Genomic DNA, 19,491 nt, shown 5'->3' on the forward strand with positions numbered 1-19,491 from the left:
CAAGTATAATAATAGGTTATACCTATCATTATTATATAAATAATTGAATTGAACAATGATTTTAGAGGTTTTATAATCATCTTTATATAACAGAGAGGGTTGTAAAAATTAATTGAGAGAAAATACATGTAACACCTTTGAAGGAGGAAATAGAATGGCTAATGAATATCAATTATTATCTTTAAATATAGGGTTACCAAAAGAGGTTACATACGGCGGAAAGGTAGTTCATACAGGCATAAATAAGAAACAAGTAAAGGAACCGGTATATTTATCCTTTGTAAAATTTAATGGGGATGGACAAGCTGACTTAGTTCATCATGGAGGAGTAGATAAAGCAGTTTGTGTTTATACTGGTGATCACTATCCATACTGGGAAAAAGAATTGAATCAAGATCTTGTATATGGGGCTTTCGGAGAAAATGTAACAGTTAGTGGTATGAGCGAAGAGGATGTTTGTATTGGTGATACGTTTGAGCTAGGACAGGCAATCGTACAGGTAACACAACCAAGGCAACCTTGTTTTAAATTAGCAAAAAAATATAATATTCCAAAGTTACCACTATATTTTCAAGAAACAGGATATACAGGATTTTATTTTCGTGTATTAAAAGAAGGATGGGTATCATCAGTCGACACCTTAAAAAGACTACAGTCTGATCCAAAAGGTGTTTCAGTAGCATTCGCTAACCGTATTATGCACAAGGAAAAACAAAATATTGAAGGGGTAAAAAGAATATTAGAAGTAAATGCACTTTCAAATAGTTGGAGAAAGTCTTTTGAAAAGCGTATAAGTGGAGAAGAAATTAATACGAAGGAAAGACTTGAAGGGATAAAAGAATAAAAATATTTTATTATAAATAGTGTATTTCTATTAGTAAAAGCTAATTAGAAAGCGCTATTTTTATAAAATAAACTAATTAATATCCGAAAATCTTAATATTTTTTTATTCGACTTATTTTCAAATACTCAAAACATAAAATTAATTAGACTTTTTTTTTATGTTTTATGATAGTATATTGATTGGTAAGACCTCTATTTTTAAGAGTAGGTCATATAAGTATATCTAATTTAATGGAATTTAACATTTGGAGGTACAACATGGGGAATGTTGAAAAATTGGCAAGTCTTCTAATAGAAGAACCGAAAAGAGAGCAGTTATTTCCTTTATTTGAAGAAGTGTTTGGAATTGCAACTCAAACATTAAATGATTTTTCGGATAAAGGATATTGGGATGATACATATAAAGCTTTATCATTTTTACAAGAAGGTAAAGTGATTGCAAATGTTTCGGCATTTTCACTCCCATTATTAATTAATGGTGAAAAAATAAATGCAGCGGGTATTCAATCAGTAATGACACACCCTAATTTCCGTAGACAAGGGCTAATGACACAATTAATGAGTAAAATGATAGAGGAAATCGATAAGAAATGTGAATGTGCATTATTGTTTACGGAAAAACCTGAACTATATACAGCATTTGGATTTGAAGTTGTGCAGGAATATTTGATGACTATACCATATGATAAAAATATTAATAATAACGATTCACTACTTAAAAAGTTAGATTTCTATAATATAGAGAATAGACAGTTAATACATGAAACTATTGATAGTAGCCAAAGACTTTCAAATAGTTTTTCAACTTTAAACTTCCATCCTTCATTTTATTTGAATATGTATGATTCAGAATGGAATGAGAAACTGTATTATTCAGAGAAACTAGATGCTTTAATCGTTTATGAAGTAGACAATGAAAAGTTGAAATTATTTGGAGTATTTGCGCCAGTACTTCCGGTTTTAGATGAATTATGTGGAGAAATCAATGAAAGGTTTACGGAAATCGAATTTTATTTTTCTCCGGATCAATTAGGGGTTGAGGATGTACAGTTTACAGAATTACAGTCTAGCAAGTATTTAATGGTTCGAAGTGATAAAGAGTTAGATTTTAAAGGTTATAAATTCCCAGTATTAGCGGAGTTTTAAATGTCTATATAAATGCTTTGTTATGGAGGAGCTATGAATATATCGTATATACCAGAAAGTATTGAGCAACTCACTATAATGAATGTACCTGAATACTATAAAATTAATGACAATCATGCGTTTATTGTCCGTTCGAAAGCAGAAACCGATTTTTGGCTTAAAACACATTATGGTTTTGAAGTAATGAATGGTCATGTATTTTATAATGAGATGATGACAGACTTTCAAGCTGAAGTTCAGTTACGTATGAATCCAAATTCAAAATTCGATCAAGCAGGTCTTTTTGTTATGATTTCGGAGAACTGTTGGCTGAAAACTTCATTAGAATATATTCCAGATGGTCCATCTCACTTAGGTGCTGTCGTAACGAATAATGGATATTCTGACTGGTCAACGCAAGATTATCCAACTGAAGCAGCTAAGCAACAACTTCGTTTTCGCATTATTCGAAAACGCGGTGATTATACAATATATGTGAAAAAGAGCCATCAATGGGAACAAATAAGAATCGCTCATTTAATGGAGGATATAGGGAATGAGCCTATTAAAATAGGTTTTTACACGTGTAGTCCTTCTAAAAATAAGGGATTTGAGACTGAGTTTTTAAATTTTACAATTGAAGAAATATAGATGAAAAAACCGTATTCTTTTTATTAAGAATGCGGTTTTTGTATTTACATAATATAAAGCATATGTATTGACCAGAAAGTCATTAATACTTATCATTTAATAATGTTAAATATTAATTTACATAATATAATAGAAGTAATGAAGAAATTGCAAAAAATATCGCTTAAATAAGGAGGGATATGAATTATTCAGTGGTAATTTCATAGGAAAAGGAGATTATGTATGAAATCATTTCGTAAGTTATTACAGTATTTAAAACCATACATGTTCTTCGCTATTATTGGACCGCTATTTATGGTACTTGAGGTTGCGATGGACTTAATTCAACCGACTATTATGCAACATATCATTGATGTTGGGATTGCAAATCGGGATTTAAATTATGTAATAAAAATGGGGCTTCTTATGATAGGAGCAGCAGCACTCGGTTTAGTTGGAGGGCTTGGGTGTATGATGTATTCTACAAAAGCAGCTGTTAATTTCGCTACAGACATACGAAAAGATGTGTTTGCGACAATAGAAACATTTTCTAGTAATAATCGTGATTCATTTGGAACAGGTAAATTATTAACGATTGTGACGAATGATATCACTTCCATCCAATCGGCAATGACAATGACATTACGTGTTCTCGTTCGTGGTCCGCTGTTGTTTATTGGAAGTATAATTATTGTTTTTGTAACAGCGCGAGAGTTATTTCCAATATTACTTGTAGTTATTCCAATTTTATTACTTGCGATTATTTTAATTGCAAGCAAAGCAAGTGGTACATTTAAAAAGGTGCAAGAGGCATTAGACAAAGTCAATACAAAGTTACAAGAAAATTTATCTGGTGTGCGTGTTATAAAAGCGTATGTAAGACAAAAATATGAAATCGCTCAATTTGGAAATGTAAATACAAATTTAACGAAGATAAATATTCGAGCTGTGCAGCTTATTTCTTTAATGATGCCAATCATTATGCTAGTTGTAAGTGGCGGGATTGTCGCAACATTATGGATTGGTGGGGAAAAAGTATTCAATGGAACGCTTCAAGTAGGAGCGATTTTGGCATTTATTAATTACTTGAATATCATTTTAATGTCACTTATGTCGATTAGCATGGTATTTATTCAAATTGCGCGAGCTTTTCCATCTGCGGATCGTGTACAGCAAGTGTTAAATACAGAGGTTGATATTATAAGCGGAGCGAATGCGATCGAACCTGAGAAAATCGAGGGGAATATTCAATTTAAAAATGTTAGTTATAGCTATACGAAAAATAATGAATACGTTTTAAAAGATATTTCGTTTAGCATACAAAAAGGTGAAAAAGTAGGGATTATTGGATCGACTGGAAGTGGTAAATCTACCTTAGCGAAGCTGTTACCACGTCTATATGATGTTGATCAAGGTGAAATATGTATAGATGGAATAGATGTTAAAACATATGATTTGCAAAAACTCCGTGCTTCAATAGGGTTTGTACCTCAGAAGGCTTTGTTGTTCTCAGGTAGTATAGAAGAGAATTTACGTTATGGTAAAGAAGATGCAACACATGATGAGCTGGAAGTAGCAGCTGCATCAGCTTGTGCGACTGAGTTTATCAATAAGCTGGGAGAATCTTATCAATATAATTTAACACAAGGTGCGACAAATTTATCAGGTGGACAAAAACAACGTCTATCAATTGCAAGGGCACTTGTGAGAAAACCACCGATTCTCATATTAGATGATTCTACATCAGCAGTTGATGCGAAATCAGAGGCTACTATTCAAACAGCTTTAAAAACAAAATATAAAGGCACAACGACTTTATTAATTGCGTCCAAAATTTCTTCCATAATGGATGCGGATAAAATACTTGTATTAGATAATGGTGAATTAGTTGGCAATGGTACACATGAACAATTATTAGAACAAAGTGAGGTTTATCAGGAAATTTATCTTTCCCAAGGTGGTAATTTGCATAAAGAAGGTGGGGAAGAACATGCGTAATTTTCAAGGGCAATTTGCTAATAAAGGTGGACGAAACACGCCAAAGATGGGGAAAGCTAAAAATGCTCAAGGAACTGTAATGCGGATATGGAACTATATGGGCTATCAAAAAGCTGCTCTTATGTTTGTTATATTTCTAGTCGTTGTTACTACTTTACTTGGATTATTAGGTCCCTATTTTATGGGAGTCATTATAGATCAATATATTGTACCGAAAGATTTAAGTGGTACAGCAAGAATGTGTATGTTACTTATCGCGATTTACGGTGTAACTGTACTTTTAACATGGTTACAAACATTTGTCATGATTAACGTTGCATTAAAAACAATTCAAAAAATAAGACAAGATATTTTTGAGAAAATCCAAACGCTTTCTTTACGGTTCTTTGATGTGCGTTCTCAAGGTGATTTAATGAGCCGGGTGACAAATGATATAGATAATTTGAATCAAGCTTTGACACAAAGTGTTGTACAAATTATTTCATCAGCGTTAACTTTTATAGGTGTAACGATTGCGATGTTCGCTTTAAATTGGATTTTAGCAATTGTAACTTTAATTACAGTACCTATTATGTTTTACGTTACAAAAAAACTAGTTGCATATAGTGGTAAAAACTTTGCGAAGCGTCAAAAAGATTTAGGTGAATTAAATGGATTTATTGAGGAAGCAATTACAGGTGCGGATGTTACGACGTTGTACGGAAAAGAAAAAGAAACTGTACAAAATTTCAATAAAATTAATGAACAGCTAAGAGTTTCAGCTACGAAGGCTGATACATTTTCAGCTTTTATTTTTCCAAGTATGAACTTTATTAATAACTTAGGTATGGGGCTTGTCATTGGGACTGGATCAGTTATGGTCTTAAACGGAATGACAACAGTAGGTGTTATTGCAGCTTTTATTAATTATTCTCGTCAATTCTCAAGACCGTTAAGTCAATTTGCGACTTTAATGAATACAATTCAAGCGGCAGTTGCTGGTGGAGAACGTGTTTTTGAGATTATGGATGAGGTACCAGAAATTCAAAATAAAAAAGACGCATTTGTTGTACAAAATTTACAAGGGCATGTTGCACTTGAGAATGTTTCATTTGGCTATGCAGAGAATAAAACGATTTTAAAAGAAGTGAGTCTTAAAGCGCAGCCAGGAGAGACAATTGCTTTAGTTGGTCCGACTGGATCAGGGAAAACAACAATCATTAATTTGTTAACTCGCTTTTATGATATACAGCAAGGACAAATTCATATTGATGAAAAAGATATAAAAGATTATGATATTAATTCTTTACGAAGTAAAATAGGAGTAGTTTTACAGGATACGTATTTATTTGCTGGTTCGATTATGGATAATATCCGTTATGGACGCTTAGATGCTACTGATGAAGAAGTCATCACTGCGGCTAAGGCAGCATCTGCACATACTTTTATTAAGCATTTGCCAAATCAATATGAAACAGAAATTGCTTCAGAAGGATCGAATTTAAGTCAAGGACAAAAACAACTTCTTGCGATTGCACGAGCAATTTTAGCAGATGCAGATATATTAATTCTCGATGAAGCGACATCTAATATTGACACAAGAACAGAATTACAAATACAAGCAGGACTAAATAATTTAATGAGAGGTCGCACAAGTTTTGTGATCGCTCATCGACTTAAAACAATTGAAAAAGCAGATCAAATCCTTGTTATAAAGGATGGAAGAATTTTAGAAAGAGGGGATCACGAATCTCTTATGAAAGATAAAGGATTCTATTTTGATTTGTATACGAGTCAGTTTAAAATATAGTAAAAGCATTGATATGTTGCGGTTTCTCTTGAGAGGAGAAACCGCATTTTTTATATTTATAAATATTACTATTCAAATAGTTTTTCACTACATGTTTTAACAGTATCCTCCTGCATTCCAGGCAAAACATGTGAATAGCGATTTAATGTTATGAACATATGTTTATAACTGAAGTGTTCACTTACAGTCTTTGGATGTATACCTTGTTTCAAAAGTAGCGTAGCATGTGTATAACGTAAATCATAAAATTGAACCTTAAAAATTGGAATTTAAATAAAAAGAGCACTGTTAAAAGCGCTCTGAGACAAACCATATATTTAGAGAGGAATCAAGATAATATATGGATATTGTGTGAGAATGTTGTAGGTTTTAATTAAAAATAAAGCACACATATAAGTGTGCTTTTATGAACGCTTTAGATTTGTATGACTATATAGTCATACAATAAAATATGCTTGTTTGATATAAATGTGTGTAAAATCTATAAAAAGATATTGTGTATAAGGAACATATTAAATGTTAATTAGCCAAGTCTTTTGTTTTTATCCTGTTATTTGCCGGGCAGTAAGACCCCCACCTCAAAATTTAGTGGAAGCAAAGAAGTTAGGTGGGGGCTGGACTGCCCGTAAAAGCCCGATTGGTGAGAGCTCATTAAAGTTTCACTTTATTAACGAATTTGCGCAACTGTTAACGCTGCAGAACGAATATCTACTGTACCTATTACTTCAACGGGGACAATTTGAATTAAATCACCAGGGTTTAAGTTAATTAGAATGACACCACTTGATACATCGACTTCACCAGTTCCGATAATATTAGAACGGACTGCGGTTCCGGATCCTGCAATAACATTAGTCGATGAATTTAATGTCAAGAAAAAGCGTGCTGCTTCCGGGGCTACTGGAACGTTATCAAGGCTAATCGTTAATGTATAGCTAATTTGATAAATACCAGCTACCTGAATTTTAATACCAGTTCCAGTACTAATTGTATCATTGATTACAGGGACAGTAATGTTAGGATTTGGGCCTGTACTAGGTAATAGTAGTGGTGTAAATAATGTTGCAAATTGAGGTGAAGTAGCATTGAAGGCAAAACCTAGGGCAGGTAGTGTACTAGATGCTTGTGCTTCACAATTAAAATTAGCGAATTTACGAATGGATGAGCGCATATTTTCACTCCTTTCTTGTATTTAGATTTCGTGAGTATTAACTTCACATTTTGGACAAGCATAATACAATATATGAAAATTTATAGTAGATAGTGCATAAGCGTTACTATTACGGATAAAGCTATGAATAATAATAAATACTATATGGAAAAAGCAGTTAGCTAATTTAGCTAACTGCTTAGTAGGTTCTCCAAGAGCAAATAGACGAAAAATTATTGCGCTATATAAAAGATCACTATAGATAAGTGCTCTTTTTGAGAGTGAGTATAAATTTCTATCATTCTATCTAGTATATGCACTGTATTATGTAGTTGCTACTAAAATTGATATGAACTTTTAAAATTAGAGGTTTCTTTTAATGAAACCTCTAAAAAGACAACTAAAGTTACGTTATAGTAAATTCAATTGCGATAGGAGTGCCTCCATCTAGGACAGCTCCTCCTACAATAGTAGCAGCTGTAGTAGTTACACCAGTAATAGTATCACCTGTTTGAATAACACCATTAATATAAAGTGTTAAAAAGGCATATGAAGCAGGGAATGTTGTTACAGCACCAGTGTCATCAGTGAAGTCTGTGTTAGCAAAAGTTAAATCTGCTCCAGCAGCAGTTCCTGTTGCTGCTGTACTTACAAATCGTCTTCCAGCTATAAAAGGTTTAACGATAGGCATTTATATTCACCCCTTTTTGAGAATTAACTCAGACAAGTTTTTTTGAAAGTTTTGTCCTGTATCGTATATTATGCTGTGCTTCTACTAAGAGATACGGCTTGTATACTAGTAAATAAATATAATTATTATGCGTTTTACAAGTTAGATTCTTATAAGTAATTAAGTGATTAAGGTTGGATTTTGTATATGGTACGTTCAGGTTAAAAAAGAGCTCTTTTAGAAAGAGCTCTTCATCAAATTATTATCTTAGTGTTGGAGGGAAACTGGCGGCCTCAGTGACAGATGGTAGAAATAATTTACGTGGTATTGTAATAAATTCAAGCGCAATTTGCTTTGGATAAAAAAATATTTGAGTTAAATCTAGAGCATGTATTAATAGTATCATGAAGCTTGTAAGAATTATAAAACTACCCCAAAAGAAACTTTTTGAAGTATTGCGAAAATCTTTTATTAAAGAAAAGAATGAAAAAATGCGGTAACAATGAGAATTAAAAATTTATACTTATCAGACATTGTGATCCTCCTAAAGAACAGTAATTTATATTATAACGTATCTTTTTTCTATAATTATAAAAAGATTTTCAAATGCCTATGTTGTAGACTTATTGTTTTCATTTTGCATACAATCGTATAATATTAAATTGAATAATATTGAAGAGCTTTATTAAGCTAGCGTCACAAAACAAAATTAATATTATAAAGTGAGAAACATTCTAGTTTATTTCGTAGTCCCAATCCATAAATTAGAACTACGAAATGGATTATTAATAAAAACATTTTAAGATTATTATAATAATGATGTGGTGTATACAGAAAAGAGGATGAAAAAAAGCATCCAGAATGAGTTGATAGCTAGTGGATAACAATTGAAATAGCACTGAAAACTAATAAAACAGCCATAATGATGTTAAATAATTGATTATGTTTTAATAAAAGTTTTTGAAACATGGAACCAAAAAGGCTCCAACTAAATGTACTCAGTAAACCGACTATACCTAGAAATAATGAGAAAAGTAGAAAACTTGAATATGAATTGTAGTAAGGGAGTATAAAAGTAGAGACTACTGTGAGTCCGAATAATATTCCTTTAGGGTTAAAAAATTGAAGGAAAATACCCACTGTAAATAAGTTTTTATTATTTTTTTCATTGTGATCTGCACCGCCTTTACTAGTGATTATTTTAAAGGCTAAATATAGCATATACGTGACACCTAAAATTTTTAAAGGAAATTCAATTATAGGGACAATATTAATTAATACAATATTAAAGAAACTACATAAAGAAGTGAGGATGAAAAAACCGAATGCTACTCCAAAGCAAAAGTTTATGCTTCTCTTTAATCCATGTTGATTTGCGTATGTCATAGCTAAGAAATTGTTAGGACCAGGTGTGAAGCTACTTATAAATACAAATAACAAAAAAGAAAATATAGGCATTTCAACCTCCTTATTTTTTGTGTGTTATAATGACCAAAAAGAACAATATAACGTTTTTTATTATACATAACGGTCGTTATATTGTATACAGTGTAGGAGTGTTTTTTATGGAAGAAATTCAACTTATTCTGGCAAAAAATTTAAAATCAATACGTGAAAAAGAAAAATTAAGTTTAGAAAAGGTCTCTCAATTAACAGGTGTAAGTAAAACAATGATTGGACAAATAGAAAGAGGAGATTCAAGCCCGACAATAACGACAATATGGAAAATTGCTAATGGTTTGAAAGTATCCTTTACCTCTTTAATCAATAATCCAAAGCCTGATACGAAAGTAGTTTTACGAAATGATGTTCAAGTATTGTCTGAAGACAATGGGAAATATAAGGTGTATCCCTCATTTCCTTTCCAAGATGATAGGAACTTTGAAATCTATATGGTTGAAATTGATACAGAAGGGAAATTAAGTTCAGAAGCGCATAAAGAAGGAACAGAGGAGTTTATAACAGTATTTGAAGGGGAATTGACAATTGACATAAATGATTGTCAATATACGTTAAATAATGGGGACTCAATTCGCTTTAAGGCGGATAGACCGCATACTTATACTAACTCAGGAAGAACATTAACTCGGTTAAGTATGACTATTTATTATCCAGCTTTATAAGCTGGCAATAATATGAAGAGTAAAAGTGTATTGTTAAAACCATCTATAAGAGATGGTTTTATTTTTTTGAATATAAAAAAAGACACTCAATTGAGTGTCAATATAGTATTGCTCTCGCGTATAGGATTGGAGATGTTCCTCAAATACATATTGAGATGGTCTGTAAAAAAGAAACAATCTTCATCTTTAATGTAACATCGACATGGGGGAAGTGTAAATTGATAATATATATACGGAAAATTTAGTATAGATGTTTTCTACTATGGATATAGTACAATTTACTTTTATTACGTAATTACTATCGTAATATTTACCAATTGAGTATTTAGGTTGTTTATTATAAAAAGAATGAATCATTTTTTAATCAATTCGTATAATTGTAAGAGAGGCACCTGTTGATCCACCTCCAACTAAATTCACGACAGATAATATACCAAATAATTGTAGTGAAATTGTATTACCAACATTTAAATTAGTAATTAAATTATTACTATAATTTGAAGTTGATAAAGCGGGAGAAAAAATAGAGCCAGGAATTGGCGTAGAAGCGTTTAATAGTAGTCTAGTTCCAGCAAGTAGAGCGGTTGTCGTATTAACTTGATAGGTTAAATGATATCTTCCAGTTACAGGAATTGTAAATACGTCATTTGAAGCGTTAACTGTAAAATTACCAAGACTTTGGTTATTTGAAAGTGGAATGTTTGTTCCTCCTAATATGACTGAAACAGGACCACCTGATGTATTATTAGCGAACATAGAGTTGGTTGTAACGATAGACCCAGTACTGCCGGTAGGCCCAGTACTCCCAGTAGACCCAGTAGACCCAGTAGATCCAGTACTGCCGGTAGGCCCAGTACTGCCGGTAGATCCAGTATTCCCGGTAGGCCCCGTAGGTCCAGTAAGCCTGTAAGGGAAAATAATGTCAAGAGCCATTGATATTAATTCCTTTTTTCTAATTTCATTATTATCTTGAATATAAATCACCTCAACTTTTTAAATAAGAATGTTATAGATTTAGTACTTTTTAAATAGAATGATTAATTTATTATATTAATTAAAGCGGTTATAGCAACGGTAAAATGTTTAATATATGTAATAATTCTTTGGGAAGAAAAAAGAGAATAGTTATAAATTTTTTCTTTAATGATAGGGTCATAATGATGTGTATGAATTAAAAAACATGTGGAATGAGGTATTAAATTGAAACGCAATGACAATTTATCATTGAATAAGGGGATGATAGGACCAGAAAATATTGGACCTACCTTTCCGATTCTTCCACCAATTTATATTCCAACCGGAGAAACAGGACCGACTGGACCAACAGGGATAACAGGCCCAACCGGAATAACAGGAGCAACCGGAGAAACGGGGCCGACCGGAATAACAGGCCCAACCGGAGAAACGGGGCCGACCGGAATAACAGGCCCAACCGGAGAAACGGGGCCGACCGGAATAACAGGAGCAACCGGAGCAACAGGCCCAACCGGAATAACAGGTCCAACTGGAGAAACGGGACCGACTGGAATAACAGGCCCAACCGGAGAAACGGGGCCGACCGGAATAACAGGCCCAATCGGAGAAACGGGGCCGACCGGAATAACAGGAGCAACAGGCCCAACCGGAATAACGGGGCCGACCGGAGAAACAGGCCCAATTGGAATAACAGGTCCAACCGGAGAAACAGGACCGACTGGAATAACAGGCCCAACCGGAGCAACAGGTCCTACTGGGGGTATCGGTCCTATAACCACAACCAATTTGTTATATTACACTTTTGCAGATGGAGAGAAACTTATATATACAGATGCTGACGGGATACCTCAATATGGTACAACGAATATTTTGTCTCCTAGTGAAGTTTCTTATATTAATTTGTTTGTTAACGGAATACTACAACCACAACCATTATATGAAGTGAGTACTGGTAAATTAACTTTATTGGATACGCAACCACCATCGCAAGGATCTTCAATTATATTACAATTTATCATTATTAATTAAAAGGACAGATCCTTAATGAAAAGGAATCTGTCCTTTTTTGTTTTATATTTAAATAGTTAAAATTAAGTGAAGGTACATTCAATTTCTAGCTGTCATAAATGGTTGAATGATAGGAATTTTAACTTCAATCCTTTCCACAGTGTATTGGAATAAAATATAAAATGAATTTTTCAATATATTATATGAGAGTCCTCTATAATACAAACGGCTTCATGTTTAAAAAGAGAACACAATCTTAGTAAAGAAATAATGTATATTTATATAAAAAAATGGCACTGTTAATTGTTGAGTATATTCAAATTAATATGTGTATTTAAACCTAAGAGATAAACGTGGAAAAATAAAATAAACCCGTAAGTTTAGGTATTTAATCTAAGCAGTCAATTATTAAAAACATATAATTAATATGTGAGTCATGAACATAATTAAATAACGTTTTTAAGTTTAATTATATTTCATGTTTCCTATTTTAAGTCAATATATAACATGTTTTTTTACAACTTTATGATCCTTATAATAGGAAAAACTCAAATATAAAACAAGTAAGGAGGACATAAATGACAAACAATAATTGTTTTGGTCATAACCACTGCAATAATCCGATTGTTTTCACTCCAGATTGTTGTAATAATCCACAAACAGTTCCAATTACTAGTGAGCAATTAGGTAGATTAATTACTTTACTAAACTCTTTAATAGCGGCTATTGCAGCGTTTTTTGCAAACCCAAGTGATGCAAACAGATTAGCTTTACTCAATTTGTTTACTCAACTATTGAACTTACTAAATGAATTAGCACCTTCTCCAGAAGGGAATTTCTTAAAACAATTAATTCAAAGTATTATCAATTTACTACAATCTCCTAACCCAGATTTAGGTCAATTGCTTTCTTTATTACAACAATTCTATAGTGCTCTTGCACCATTCTTCTTCTCTTTAATTATTGACCCTGCAAGTTTACAACTTTTATTAAACTTATTAACTCAATTAATTGGTGCTACTCCAGGAGGAGGAGCAACAGGCCCAACAGGTCCAACAGGTCCAGGAGGAGGAGCAACAGGCCCAACAGGTCCAACAGGTCCAGGAGGAGGAGCAACAGGCCCAACAGGTCCAACAGGTCCAACGGGAGACACAGGTCTAGCAGGAGCAACGGGAGCAACAGGTCCAACAGGAGATACTGGAGCAGCAGGCCCAACAGGTCCAACGGGAGACACAGGTCTAGCAGGAGCAACGGGTCCAACCGGAGCAACAGGCCCGACAGGAGCAACAGGTCTAGCAGGAGCAACAGGCCCGACAGGAGCAACAGGTCTAACGGGAGCAACTGGTGCAACGGGAGCAACTGGTGGCGGAGCTATTATTCCATTCGCTTCAGGTACAACACCAGCTCTGTTAGTTAATGCGGCATTAGCTAATACAGGAACTCTTCTTGGATTTGGATTTAGTCAGCCTGGCATAGCTCCAGGTGTGGGAGGAACTCTCACAATACTACCAGGTGTTGTAGGTGATTATGCATTTGTAGCACCACGTGATGGAATTATCACGTCATTAGCAGGATTCTTTAGTGCAACAGCGGCGTTAGCTCCATTAGCACCTGTTCAAATTCAGATGCAAATATTTATCGCACCTGCTGCAAGTAATACGTTTACACCAGTAGCGCCACCTCTATTATTAACACCAGCATTACCAGCAATAGCAATTGGTACTACAGCAACAGGAATCCAAGCTTATAATGTTCCAGTAGTTGCTGGGGATAAAATATTAGTATATGTTTCATTAACAGGAGCTAGTCCAATAGCTGCAGTTGCCGGATTTGTAAGCGCAGGTCTTAATATCGTCTAATTTGTTACAATGTTAATAGGAAATTAAACAGGGGTTCGTATATAGTCCTTCCTAATAAATTTAGGAAGGACTATATTTTTGGGGGAAATATGTAATAAATTAAATGAACAATTACTCTTTGTTAAGTTCGTATAAAAAAGTATAATTTCCCCTTTCTTATTTAAGGAATAAATTATGTAACTTAAAAAATTTCAATCAGCAAAAAAAGATGAATTCTTTTAAAAAAGAATTCATCCATAAAATAAACTATTTATTTTTATTGCAGTTACATCCTTTTTTCTTTACATAGCCTTGCTGAGTTAAGTCTCTTTGCGATTGGGAATTGGAAGATTGCGAATTGGAAGATTGAGAGGATGCTGAAGAGCTACTATTTTTATTATAAGAGTAGTTTTTTCGATAGTTATAATTACTCATAGTACTATCACCTCCAATTTAATATATAAATATTATATGTATGTACACTATCAATTGTTACTATTATTAATAGGAAGAGAAGATACAATAAAAAATCTCCTCGGTATTTTCCTAGGAGATAAATGATGATTCTTTTGAAAAATTATAAATTAATAACCCCAGTAAAGAGGAAAGTAATAAGAGTCTTGGCAATACGGATTATGTTGTTGAGCGGGGGGCTGGGGTGGATAATTTTTCATTTCGCGGTTTTGATTACAGTTTGCCGGAGGGCCAATTACAGCAGTTGATTGGATAGGAGAAACCGCTTGTTTCCATTGTTGTTCATTGAGACAATAAGTATGGGCCATCATATGAGCAGGAGTTAATCTTAAAATGTCAGAACCGAAAATAACTTCTGGCGTTGGGGCATTGAAAATAGCTAATAAATGAGTATTATCTGCTGTAGCAATTTCATAATGCCACCATGCTTGTGGAATGTTGGCAACTTGCCTGGGTTTTATCGGTAAGTTTAATATTTGATTCGTAAATGGATTAAGTAAAGAAACAACAGCAGACCCTGAAATACAATAAACAAGTTCAGCTGCATTTTGATGAATATGTGGCTCTACAACATTTCCTGTACTTAAATAAATATCTAATAATGAAGTATTTTCTAAAGTATTTAATTGTTTAATACCAAGTACATTTATATAATTTTTGGCATCTTTCCGAAAAAAATTACTTTTATTTACATCATAAGTAAAATTGGTTGAGGGGGAGGTATAGTCGATGTTGGCAGTCAATTGTATTACCCGCCTTTCTATAGGTAAGTTAGGTTACAAAATTAGGATATGTGTCTAGTCTTTGTTTTGTGCTGTTGTCGGTAGCTTAATAAATTCACTTATTCCATAAAGAATAAGGTGTTAAGACTAAACTATATTCGTATTCCCATTCATACTTTGGATTGATGGAAAAAAGTAATGAAAATGTTAATTTAAAATTACATCAATCATTTATAAGGAGTGAATGTTCATGTCATTTAGTGAAATGATTAGAAATGAAGTACTCAGCTGGGCGGGTGTTTCTGAAAAACCGCATCGATTTGGTGGTATTGAAATAAATTATGGTAAGAAAGAACTTGGGCATCTTCATGGTGATAAATTAGCTGATTTACCATTTCCGAAGTTAAAGAGAGATGAATTAGTGAAGCAAGGATTGGTAAAACCACATCACGTATTACCTGAATCAGGATGGATCAGTTATTATTTAAAGAGTGAAGAGGATATTCCATTTGCAATTGAGTTATTTCGTATGCAATATGATCGAATTAAAAAGTAATGAAATAAAGTAGGGTAATAAAAATTTATTTTTATGTCACATCCCTCCTTAATCGTTCGTCTTGTATGTAGAACGATTGAGGAGGGATTTTATTATGGATACATTTGATATAGCAATTGTTGGCGGTGGGCTTGCTGGATTAACAGCATCTATATATTTAGCGAAAGCTGGAAGGAAAGTGATTGTATTAGAAAAGTCTAGTCAATTCGGTGGCCGAGGGATGACTATAAATAAAAATGGAATCTGCATGAATCTTGGTGCACATGCTTTATATAGAGGCGGGACAGCGTTTATAACTTGTAATGAGCTCGGTATGAATCTTCCAGGTGGAATACCATCTACAAAAGCACATGGAATATGGAAAGGGGATATATTCACTATCCCAACAGATTTTTACTCAATTTTATCAACACCACTACTTTCTTGGTCTGCAAAAGTACAATTCTCACGTCTTATGATGCGTTTAGGAAATTTAGATGTAGGAGAAGTTCCGAAAATGAGTCTAACTACATGGGCAGAAAATGAAATAAAAGATCCAATGGTTCGCAATATATTTTATGCGCTATGCCGGACAACAACATATACGTTTGCTCCTACAATACAATTAGCATCATCTGTACTAAAGCAAATACAGCTTTCTATAAAAGAGGGGGTGCTTTATGTAGATGGTGGTTGGGAGACGATAATAACAAAATTAAGAGCTATAGCGAATGATATTGGGGTACAGTTTTTGGCTAAAAAGCATGTTGTGGAAATTGAGCATTCCGAAGATAAACAAAGAATACATTGTGTTGATCATGAGGTTTTTGAAGTAGGCACAGTTATCGTGACGACTCCGCCGAAAGAAGCTTGTAAAATAATAAAAGGTGCAGAAGGAACAAGTTTGCATAGATGGAGTGAACAATCGGTACCGGTTACTGTTGCTGCATTAGATATTGGCTTGAGACAATTACCCAATCCTACACATCAATTTGTATTAGGATTAGATCAACCTATATTTTTCACAAATCAATCGAGAGCAGCTAAATTAAGTGAAGATGGATCAATTGCAGTGAGTCTAATTAAGTACCATAATCCTGTGCTAGAGATGAATCATATTCATGAAGATAAAGAACAATTGGAAAGTACGATGGAGTTGTTACATCCAAATTGGAAAAGAGAAGTTGTTGCACAGCAATATTTACCGAAAATAACAGTAGTACATGATTTTCCTCATATTGACCGTGTTGAAAAACCGGGCCCTAATATACCTGAAATGCCAGGTGTTTATGTTGCAGGAGATTGGGCAGGGCATGATGAAATATTAGCTGATGCTGCGGTAGCAAGCGGGAAACGTGCAGCGTTACACATTTTAAAGCAATATGAAAGTGAGGCAGTTCATCATGGAAACGGAGCAGTTATATGAAGCGTATCAACCATTATTATTTTCGTTAGCATACAGAATCCTTGGGAGTGTTATGGATGCTGAGGATATCGTTCAAGATGTATTTATCTCGCTAAATAATATAGAAGATCCTCAATCTATAGAAAATATGAAAGCATATTTATGTAAGATGGCGACAAATCGTTCAATTGATAAATTACGATCGGCAGCGCATAAGCGTAACGTGTATGTAGGGATGTGGTTACCAGAGCCAATTGTAGAAGAGAGTGATGAGCCATCAAAGTCTTTTATAATGAAAGAATCCCTTTCCACCGCATATTTATTACTTTTACAACAGTTATCTGAGGTAGAAAGGATTGTTTTCATATTAAGAGAGGTTTTCAGTTATGAATACGAAGAAATAGCTTCAATTGTTGATAAGAGTAGTGTGAACTGCAGGAAGATCTTTCAACGTGCTCGAAAAAGCATGTTGGAGAAACCGAAGCAATCAAAATTAAGCACGGAGAAAATGGCTTCTTATGTTGAAAAGTTTGTATCATCATTACAGTGTGGGGATGCGGAAGGTATGTTAGAAGTATTAAAAACAGATGCTATACTCAAAGCTGATGGTGGCGGTAAAGTTACGACTGCGATCAATCCGATTTATTCTGCAGATCGAATTATACGTTTGTTCTTTGGGATTGCACAACGATTGACAGAAGAGTACACTGTTGATTTCAAAATGGTAAATGGTATACCAGGAGTTATAGTTACAATAAATAATAAAGTAACGTATGTTCTTTCGTTTGCATTTGAGGATGAGAAGATTTCAAATATTTATATGATGGTTAATCCTGAAAAACTTATGCATTTAAATGTAAAAATATAAAAAAGCGCATTTCTTCAGAAATGCGTTTTTTATTATTTTTCTAACATTTCAAGAGGTACATCTTTTTCGCCGGCTACCTCAAATTTAATTTCCCCGTCTTCTTCATAAATACGTGTAATAATCGGTATAGTAATCATTAATTTTTTATGCTGCTTTCGTTTTCGAGCAGCATCTAAGCTAATAACGTTCATTTGTAAGCATCCTTTCTTCTGGAAATATATAAACAAAGAAAATGCGTCCGAAAAGGGCGCTTAATTGAATTTGAAATACCGATTCATTTAAATGGGGTTTATATAATTTAATAACTGCAATTTTAATATGAAATAATATGAATGGAATAATTGCACGTAGAAATTAACTTTACCAAAAAACGAAACAATATGCTATAAAAAATTATAAATCTTTGTCATATAACAGGAAAAAGGTTTTTGTTTCGCATATAATAAAAAGTAGACGGGCAGCAAGAGCTTTTTTCATCATATTGCTTGGAAAGGCGATGAAAAGAATGGATACAGTAGATTCATTATTATTGCAACTTGAACAATATGGAGAAGAGCATGATCGAAATAAAAAAACAAGGGAAGAAAAATTACGGAATGTTTCTCGTGAGATGGGGCAATTTTTATCAATTTTAGTAAAAGGGTGTAATGCAAAAAACATCTTAGAAATTGGAACTTCTAATGGTTATTCTACATTGTGGTTAGCTAATGCAGTAGAAGAAACAAATGGAAATGTAACAACTGTAGAGCTTTCTTCAGAACGAGTTGGAGAGGCACTTGTCAATTTTGAAAAGGCAAACCTGTTACAAAGAATCGATATTCATAATCAAGAAGCAGGGGCATTTTTAGATTCACAATTAGATCATTCATTTGATTTTATTTTCCTAGATTCAGAGCGCACGCAATACATGTGGTGGTTTGAGCATATAAAACGTATGTTACAACCAAAAGGTTTTCTTGTTGTTGATAATGCAACTTCTCATGCGAGTGAATTAGATGAGTTTATAAAAATGATTGAAGAAGATGATACGTTTGAAACGGTGTTATTAGCGTTTCAAAAGGGAGCATTTGTAGCTCGCAAAAATAAATAGAAGTGAGTGTAATAGAATTATCACATTGAAAACGGGTGAATGTCAAAAGATTGAGTGTAGCACGATTAAAAGAACATAAATTATTTAGGAAATATATGAAGAATCCGCCTTCAGCATGTAGTTCTCTAGGTCTTAAGTCTGAGGAAAATTATGTTGATTACAGGTATACTTATAGTAAGAAACAGGGAATGACTGCATAAACAGACATTTCTAAAAAAATCGATTTCAAGCAGTCAGAATGTATATG

18 protein-coding genes and 1 pseudogene are annotated in these 19,491 nt (G+C 33.5%); 12 read left to right on the forward strand and 7 right to left on the reverse strand.

Annotated elements, in window-relative coordinates; genetic code table 11:
- Positions 1 to 154: 154 nt before the first annotated feature.
- The 5 genes from ACTFRH_RS08210 (at position 155) to ACTFRH_RS08230 (ending at position 6,386) form a co-directional block, all read left to right on the forward strand.
- Entirely contained in the window at positions 155 to 844 is a 690-nt protein-coding gene (locus ACTFRH_RS08210) for an MOSC domain-containing protein (RefSeq protein ID WP_001263004.1), read from the forward strand.
- A gap of 258 nt (positions 845 to 1,102) precedes the next feature.
- Complete coding sequence (locus ACTFRH_RS08215; protein ID WP_000528662.1) at positions 1,103 to 1,990, forward strand: GNAT family N-acetyltransferase; 888 nt, start codon at positions 1,103 to 1,105, stop codon at positions 1,988 to 1,990.
- Between the two features lie 33 nt (positions 1,991 to 2,023).
- Complete coding sequence (locus ACTFRH_RS08220) at positions 2,024 to 2,620, forward strand: DUF1349 domain-containing protein (protein WP_001027685.1); 597 nt, start codon at positions 2,024 to 2,026, stop codon at positions 2,618 to 2,620.
- 222 nt (positions 2,621 to 2,842) lie between these two features.
- A complete protein-coding gene (locus ACTFRH_RS08225; RefSeq protein ID WP_000834795.1) occupies positions 2,843 to 4,597 on the forward strand; it encodes an ABC transporter ATP-binding protein in 1,755 nt (584 codons plus the stop codon).
- Entirely contained in the window at positions 4,590 to 6,386 is a 1,797-nt protein-coding gene (locus tag ACTFRH_RS08230; RefSeq protein WP_001243553.1) for an ABC transporter ATP-binding protein, read from the forward strand. The genes ACTFRH_RS08225 and ACTFRH_RS08230 overlap by 8 nt, the downstream gene beginning before the upstream one ends.
- 667 nt (positions 6,387 to 7,053) lie before the next feature.
- On the opposite strand, the gene exsF is transcribed toward ACTFRH_RS08230, so the two are convergent.
- The 4 genes and pseudogenes from exsF to ACTFRH_RS08250 all read right to left on the reverse strand — a co-directional run bounded on the left by exsF (position 7,054) and on the right by ACTFRH_RS08250 (position 9,664).
- Positions 7,054 to 7,557, reverse strand: a complete 504-nt coding sequence (gene exsF / locus ACTFRH_RS08235; protein ID WP_001257879.1) for an exosporium protein ExsF — start codon at positions 7,555 to 7,557, stop codon at positions 7,054 to 7,056.
- 385 nt (positions 7,558 to 7,942) lie between these two features.
- Complete coding sequence (locus ACTFRH_RS08240; RefSeq protein ID WP_001123247.1) at positions 7,943 to 8,227, reverse strand: DUF4183 domain-containing protein; 285 nt, start codon at positions 8,225 to 8,227, stop codon at positions 7,943 to 7,945.
- A gap of 241 nt (positions 8,228 to 8,468) precedes the next feature.
- Positions 8,469 to 8,740 (reverse strand): annotated as a pseudogene (locus ACTFRH_RS08245) (hypothetical protein).
- Positions 8,741 to 9,079: 339 nt separating this feature from the next.
- A complete protein-coding gene (locus ACTFRH_RS08250; protein ID WP_001121277.1) occupies positions 9,080 to 9,664 on the reverse strand; it encodes a LysE family translocator in 585 nt (194 codons plus the stop codon).
- Between the two features lie 29 nt (positions 9,665 to 9,693).
- Here ACTFRH_RS08250 and ACTFRH_RS08255 point away from each other — a divergent pair, with 29 nt between their 5' ends.
- On the forward strand, positions 9,694 to 10,329 hold the full coding sequence (locus tag ACTFRH_RS08255) for a helix-turn-helix domain-containing protein (protein ID WP_003301221.1): 636 nt from the start codon (positions 9,694 to 9,696) through the stop codon (positions 10,327 to 10,329).
- A gap of 360 nt (positions 10,330 to 10,689) precedes the next feature.
- On the opposite strand, the gene ACTFRH_RS08260 is transcribed toward ACTFRH_RS08255, so the two are convergent.
- Positions 10,690 to 11,313, reverse strand: coding sequence for a BclA C-terminal domain-containing protein (locus ACTFRH_RS08260; protein WP_003301219.1), 624 nt, complete (start codon positions 11,311 to 11,313; stop codon positions 10,690 to 10,692).
- A gap of 216 nt (positions 11,314 to 11,529) precedes the next feature.
- Here ACTFRH_RS08260 and ACTFRH_RS08265 point away from each other — a divergent pair, with 216 nt between their 5' ends.
- On the forward strand, positions 11,530 to 12,333 hold the full coding sequence (locus ACTFRH_RS08265) for a DUF4183 domain-containing protein (RefSeq protein WP_440048727.1): 804 nt from the start codon (positions 11,530 to 11,532) through the stop codon (positions 12,331 to 12,333).
- A 557-nt stretch (positions 12,334 to 12,890) separates the two neighbouring features.
- A complete protein-coding gene (locus ACTFRH_RS08270; RefSeq protein ID WP_440048726.1) occupies positions 12,891 to 14,171 on the forward strand; it encodes an exosporium glycoprotein BclB-related protein in 1,281 nt (426 codons plus the stop codon).
- Positions 14,172 to 14,734: 563 nt separating this feature from the next.
- On the opposite strand, the gene ACTFRH_RS08275 is transcribed toward ACTFRH_RS08270, so the two are convergent.
- Entirely contained in the window at positions 14,735 to 15,367 is a 633-nt protein-coding gene (locus ACTFRH_RS08275) for a cupin domain-containing protein (protein ID WP_000126316.1), read from the reverse strand.
- Positions 15,368 to 15,596: 229 nt separating this feature from the next.
- Between ACTFRH_RS08275 and ACTFRH_RS08280 the strand changes: the two genes are divergently transcribed.
- The 3 genes from ACTFRH_RS08280 (at position 15,597) to ACTFRH_RS08290 (ending at position 18,154) form a co-directional block, all read left to right on the forward strand.
- A complete protein-coding gene (locus ACTFRH_RS08280; protein ID WP_000010319.1) occupies positions 15,597 to 15,902 on the forward strand; it encodes a luciferase domain-containing protein in 306 nt (101 codons plus the stop codon).
- A 94-nt stretch (positions 15,903 to 15,996) separates the two neighbouring features.
- On the forward strand, positions 15,997 to 17,307 hold the full coding sequence (locus tag ACTFRH_RS08285; RefSeq protein WP_000379300.1) for a phytoene desaturase family protein: 1,311 nt from the start codon (positions 15,997 to 15,999) through the stop codon (positions 17,305 to 17,307).
- Positions 17,285 to 18,154 carry a sigma-70 family RNA polymerase sigma factor gene (locus tag ACTFRH_RS08290; protein WP_000447142.1) on the forward strand — a complete coding sequence of 290 codons (870 nt, stop codon included), beginning with the start codon at positions 17,285 to 17,287 and terminating at the stop codon, positions 18,152 to 18,154. The genes ACTFRH_RS08285 and ACTFRH_RS08290 overlap by 23 nt, the downstream gene beginning before the upstream one ends.
- 32 nt (positions 18,155 to 18,186) lie before the next feature.
- On the opposite strand, the gene ACTFRH_RS08295 is transcribed toward ACTFRH_RS08290, so the two are convergent.
- Positions 18,187 to 18,345, reverse strand: a complete 159-nt coding sequence (locus ACTFRH_RS08295; RefSeq protein ID WP_001100984.1) for a hypothetical protein — start codon at positions 18,343 to 18,345, stop codon at positions 18,187 to 18,189.
- Positions 18,346 to 18,650: 305 nt separating this feature from the next.
- Here ACTFRH_RS08295 and ACTFRH_RS08300 point away from each other — a divergent pair, with 305 nt between their 5' ends.
- Positions 18,651 to 19,244, forward strand: a complete 594-nt coding sequence (locus ACTFRH_RS08300; protein ID WP_002094007.1) for an O-methyltransferase — start codon at positions 18,651 to 18,653, stop codon at positions 19,242 to 19,244.
- The last annotated feature ends 247 nt before the right edge of the window (positions 19,245 to 19,491 follow it).

This window comes from Bacillus cereus group sp. MYBK216-1 (assembly GCF_051916495.1).
GTDB lineage: Bacteria > Bacillota > Bacilli > Bacillales > Bacillaceae_G > Bacillus_A > Bacillus_A thuringiensis_K.

What these genes read in the sequence shown, in the direction of transcription:
- ACTFRH_RS08210 (WP_001263004.1), top strand. Translation starts at nt 155, where the DNA reads ATGGCTAATGAATATCAATTATTATCTTTAAATATAGGGTTACCAAAA.
- ACTFRH_RS08300 (WP_002094007.1), top strand. Translation starts at nt 18,651, where the DNA reads ATGAAAAGAATGGATACAGTAGATTCATTATTATTGCAACTTGAACAA.
- ACTFRH_RS08250 (WP_001121277.1), bottom strand. Translation starts at nt 9,664, where the DNA reads ATGCCTATATTTTCTTTTTTGTTATTTGTATTTATAAGTAGCTTCACA.
- ACTFRH_RS08220 (WP_001027685.1), top strand. Translation starts at nt 2,024, where the DNA reads ATGAATATATCGTATATACCAGAAAGTATTGAGCAACTCACTATAATG.
- ACTFRH_RS08285 (WP_000379300.1), top strand. Translation starts at nt 15,997, where the DNA reads ATGGATACATTTGATATAGCAATTGTTGGCGGTGGGCTTGCTGGATTA.
- ACTFRH_RS08230 (WP_001243553.1), top strand. Translation starts at nt 4,590, where the DNA reads ATGCGTAATTTTCAAGGGCAATTTGCTAATAAAGGTGGACGAAACACG.
- ACTFRH_RS08240 (WP_001123247.1), bottom strand. Translation starts at nt 8,227, where the DNA reads ATGCCTATCGTTAAACCTTTTATAGCTGGAAGACGATTTGTAAGTACA.
- ACTFRH_RS08295 (WP_001100984.1), bottom strand. Translation starts at nt 18,345, where the DNA reads ATGAACGTTATTAGCTTAGATGCTGCTCGAAAACGAAAGCAGCATAAA.
- ACTFRH_RS08270 (WP_440048726.1), top strand. Translation starts at nt 12,891, where the DNA reads ATGACAAACAATAATTGTTTTGGTCATAACCACTGCAATAATCCGATT.
- ACTFRH_RS08280 (WP_000010319.1), top strand. Translation starts at nt 15,597, where the DNA reads ATGTCATTTAGTGAAATGATTAGAAATGAAGTACTCAGCTGGGCGGGT.
- ACTFRH_RS08255 (WP_003301221.1), top strand. Translation starts at nt 9,694, where the DNA reads ATGACCAAAAAGAACAATATAACGTTTTTTATTATACATAACGGTCGT.
- ACTFRH_RS08225 (WP_000834795.1), top strand. Translation starts at nt 2,843, where the DNA reads ATGAAATCATTTCGTAAGTTATTACAGTATTTAAAACCATACATGTTC.
- exsF (WP_001257879.1), bottom strand. Translation starts at nt 7,557, where the DNA reads ATGCGCTCATCCATTCGTAAATTCGCTAATTTTAATTGTGAAGCACAA.
- ACTFRH_RS08290 (WP_000447142.1), top strand. Translation starts at nt 17,285, where the DNA reads ATGGAAACGGAGCAGTTATATGAAGCGTATCAACCATTATTATTTTCG.
- ACTFRH_RS08215 (WP_000528662.1), top strand. Translation starts at nt 1,103, where the DNA reads ATGGGGAATGTTGAAAAATTGGCAAGTCTTCTAATAGAAGAACCGAAA.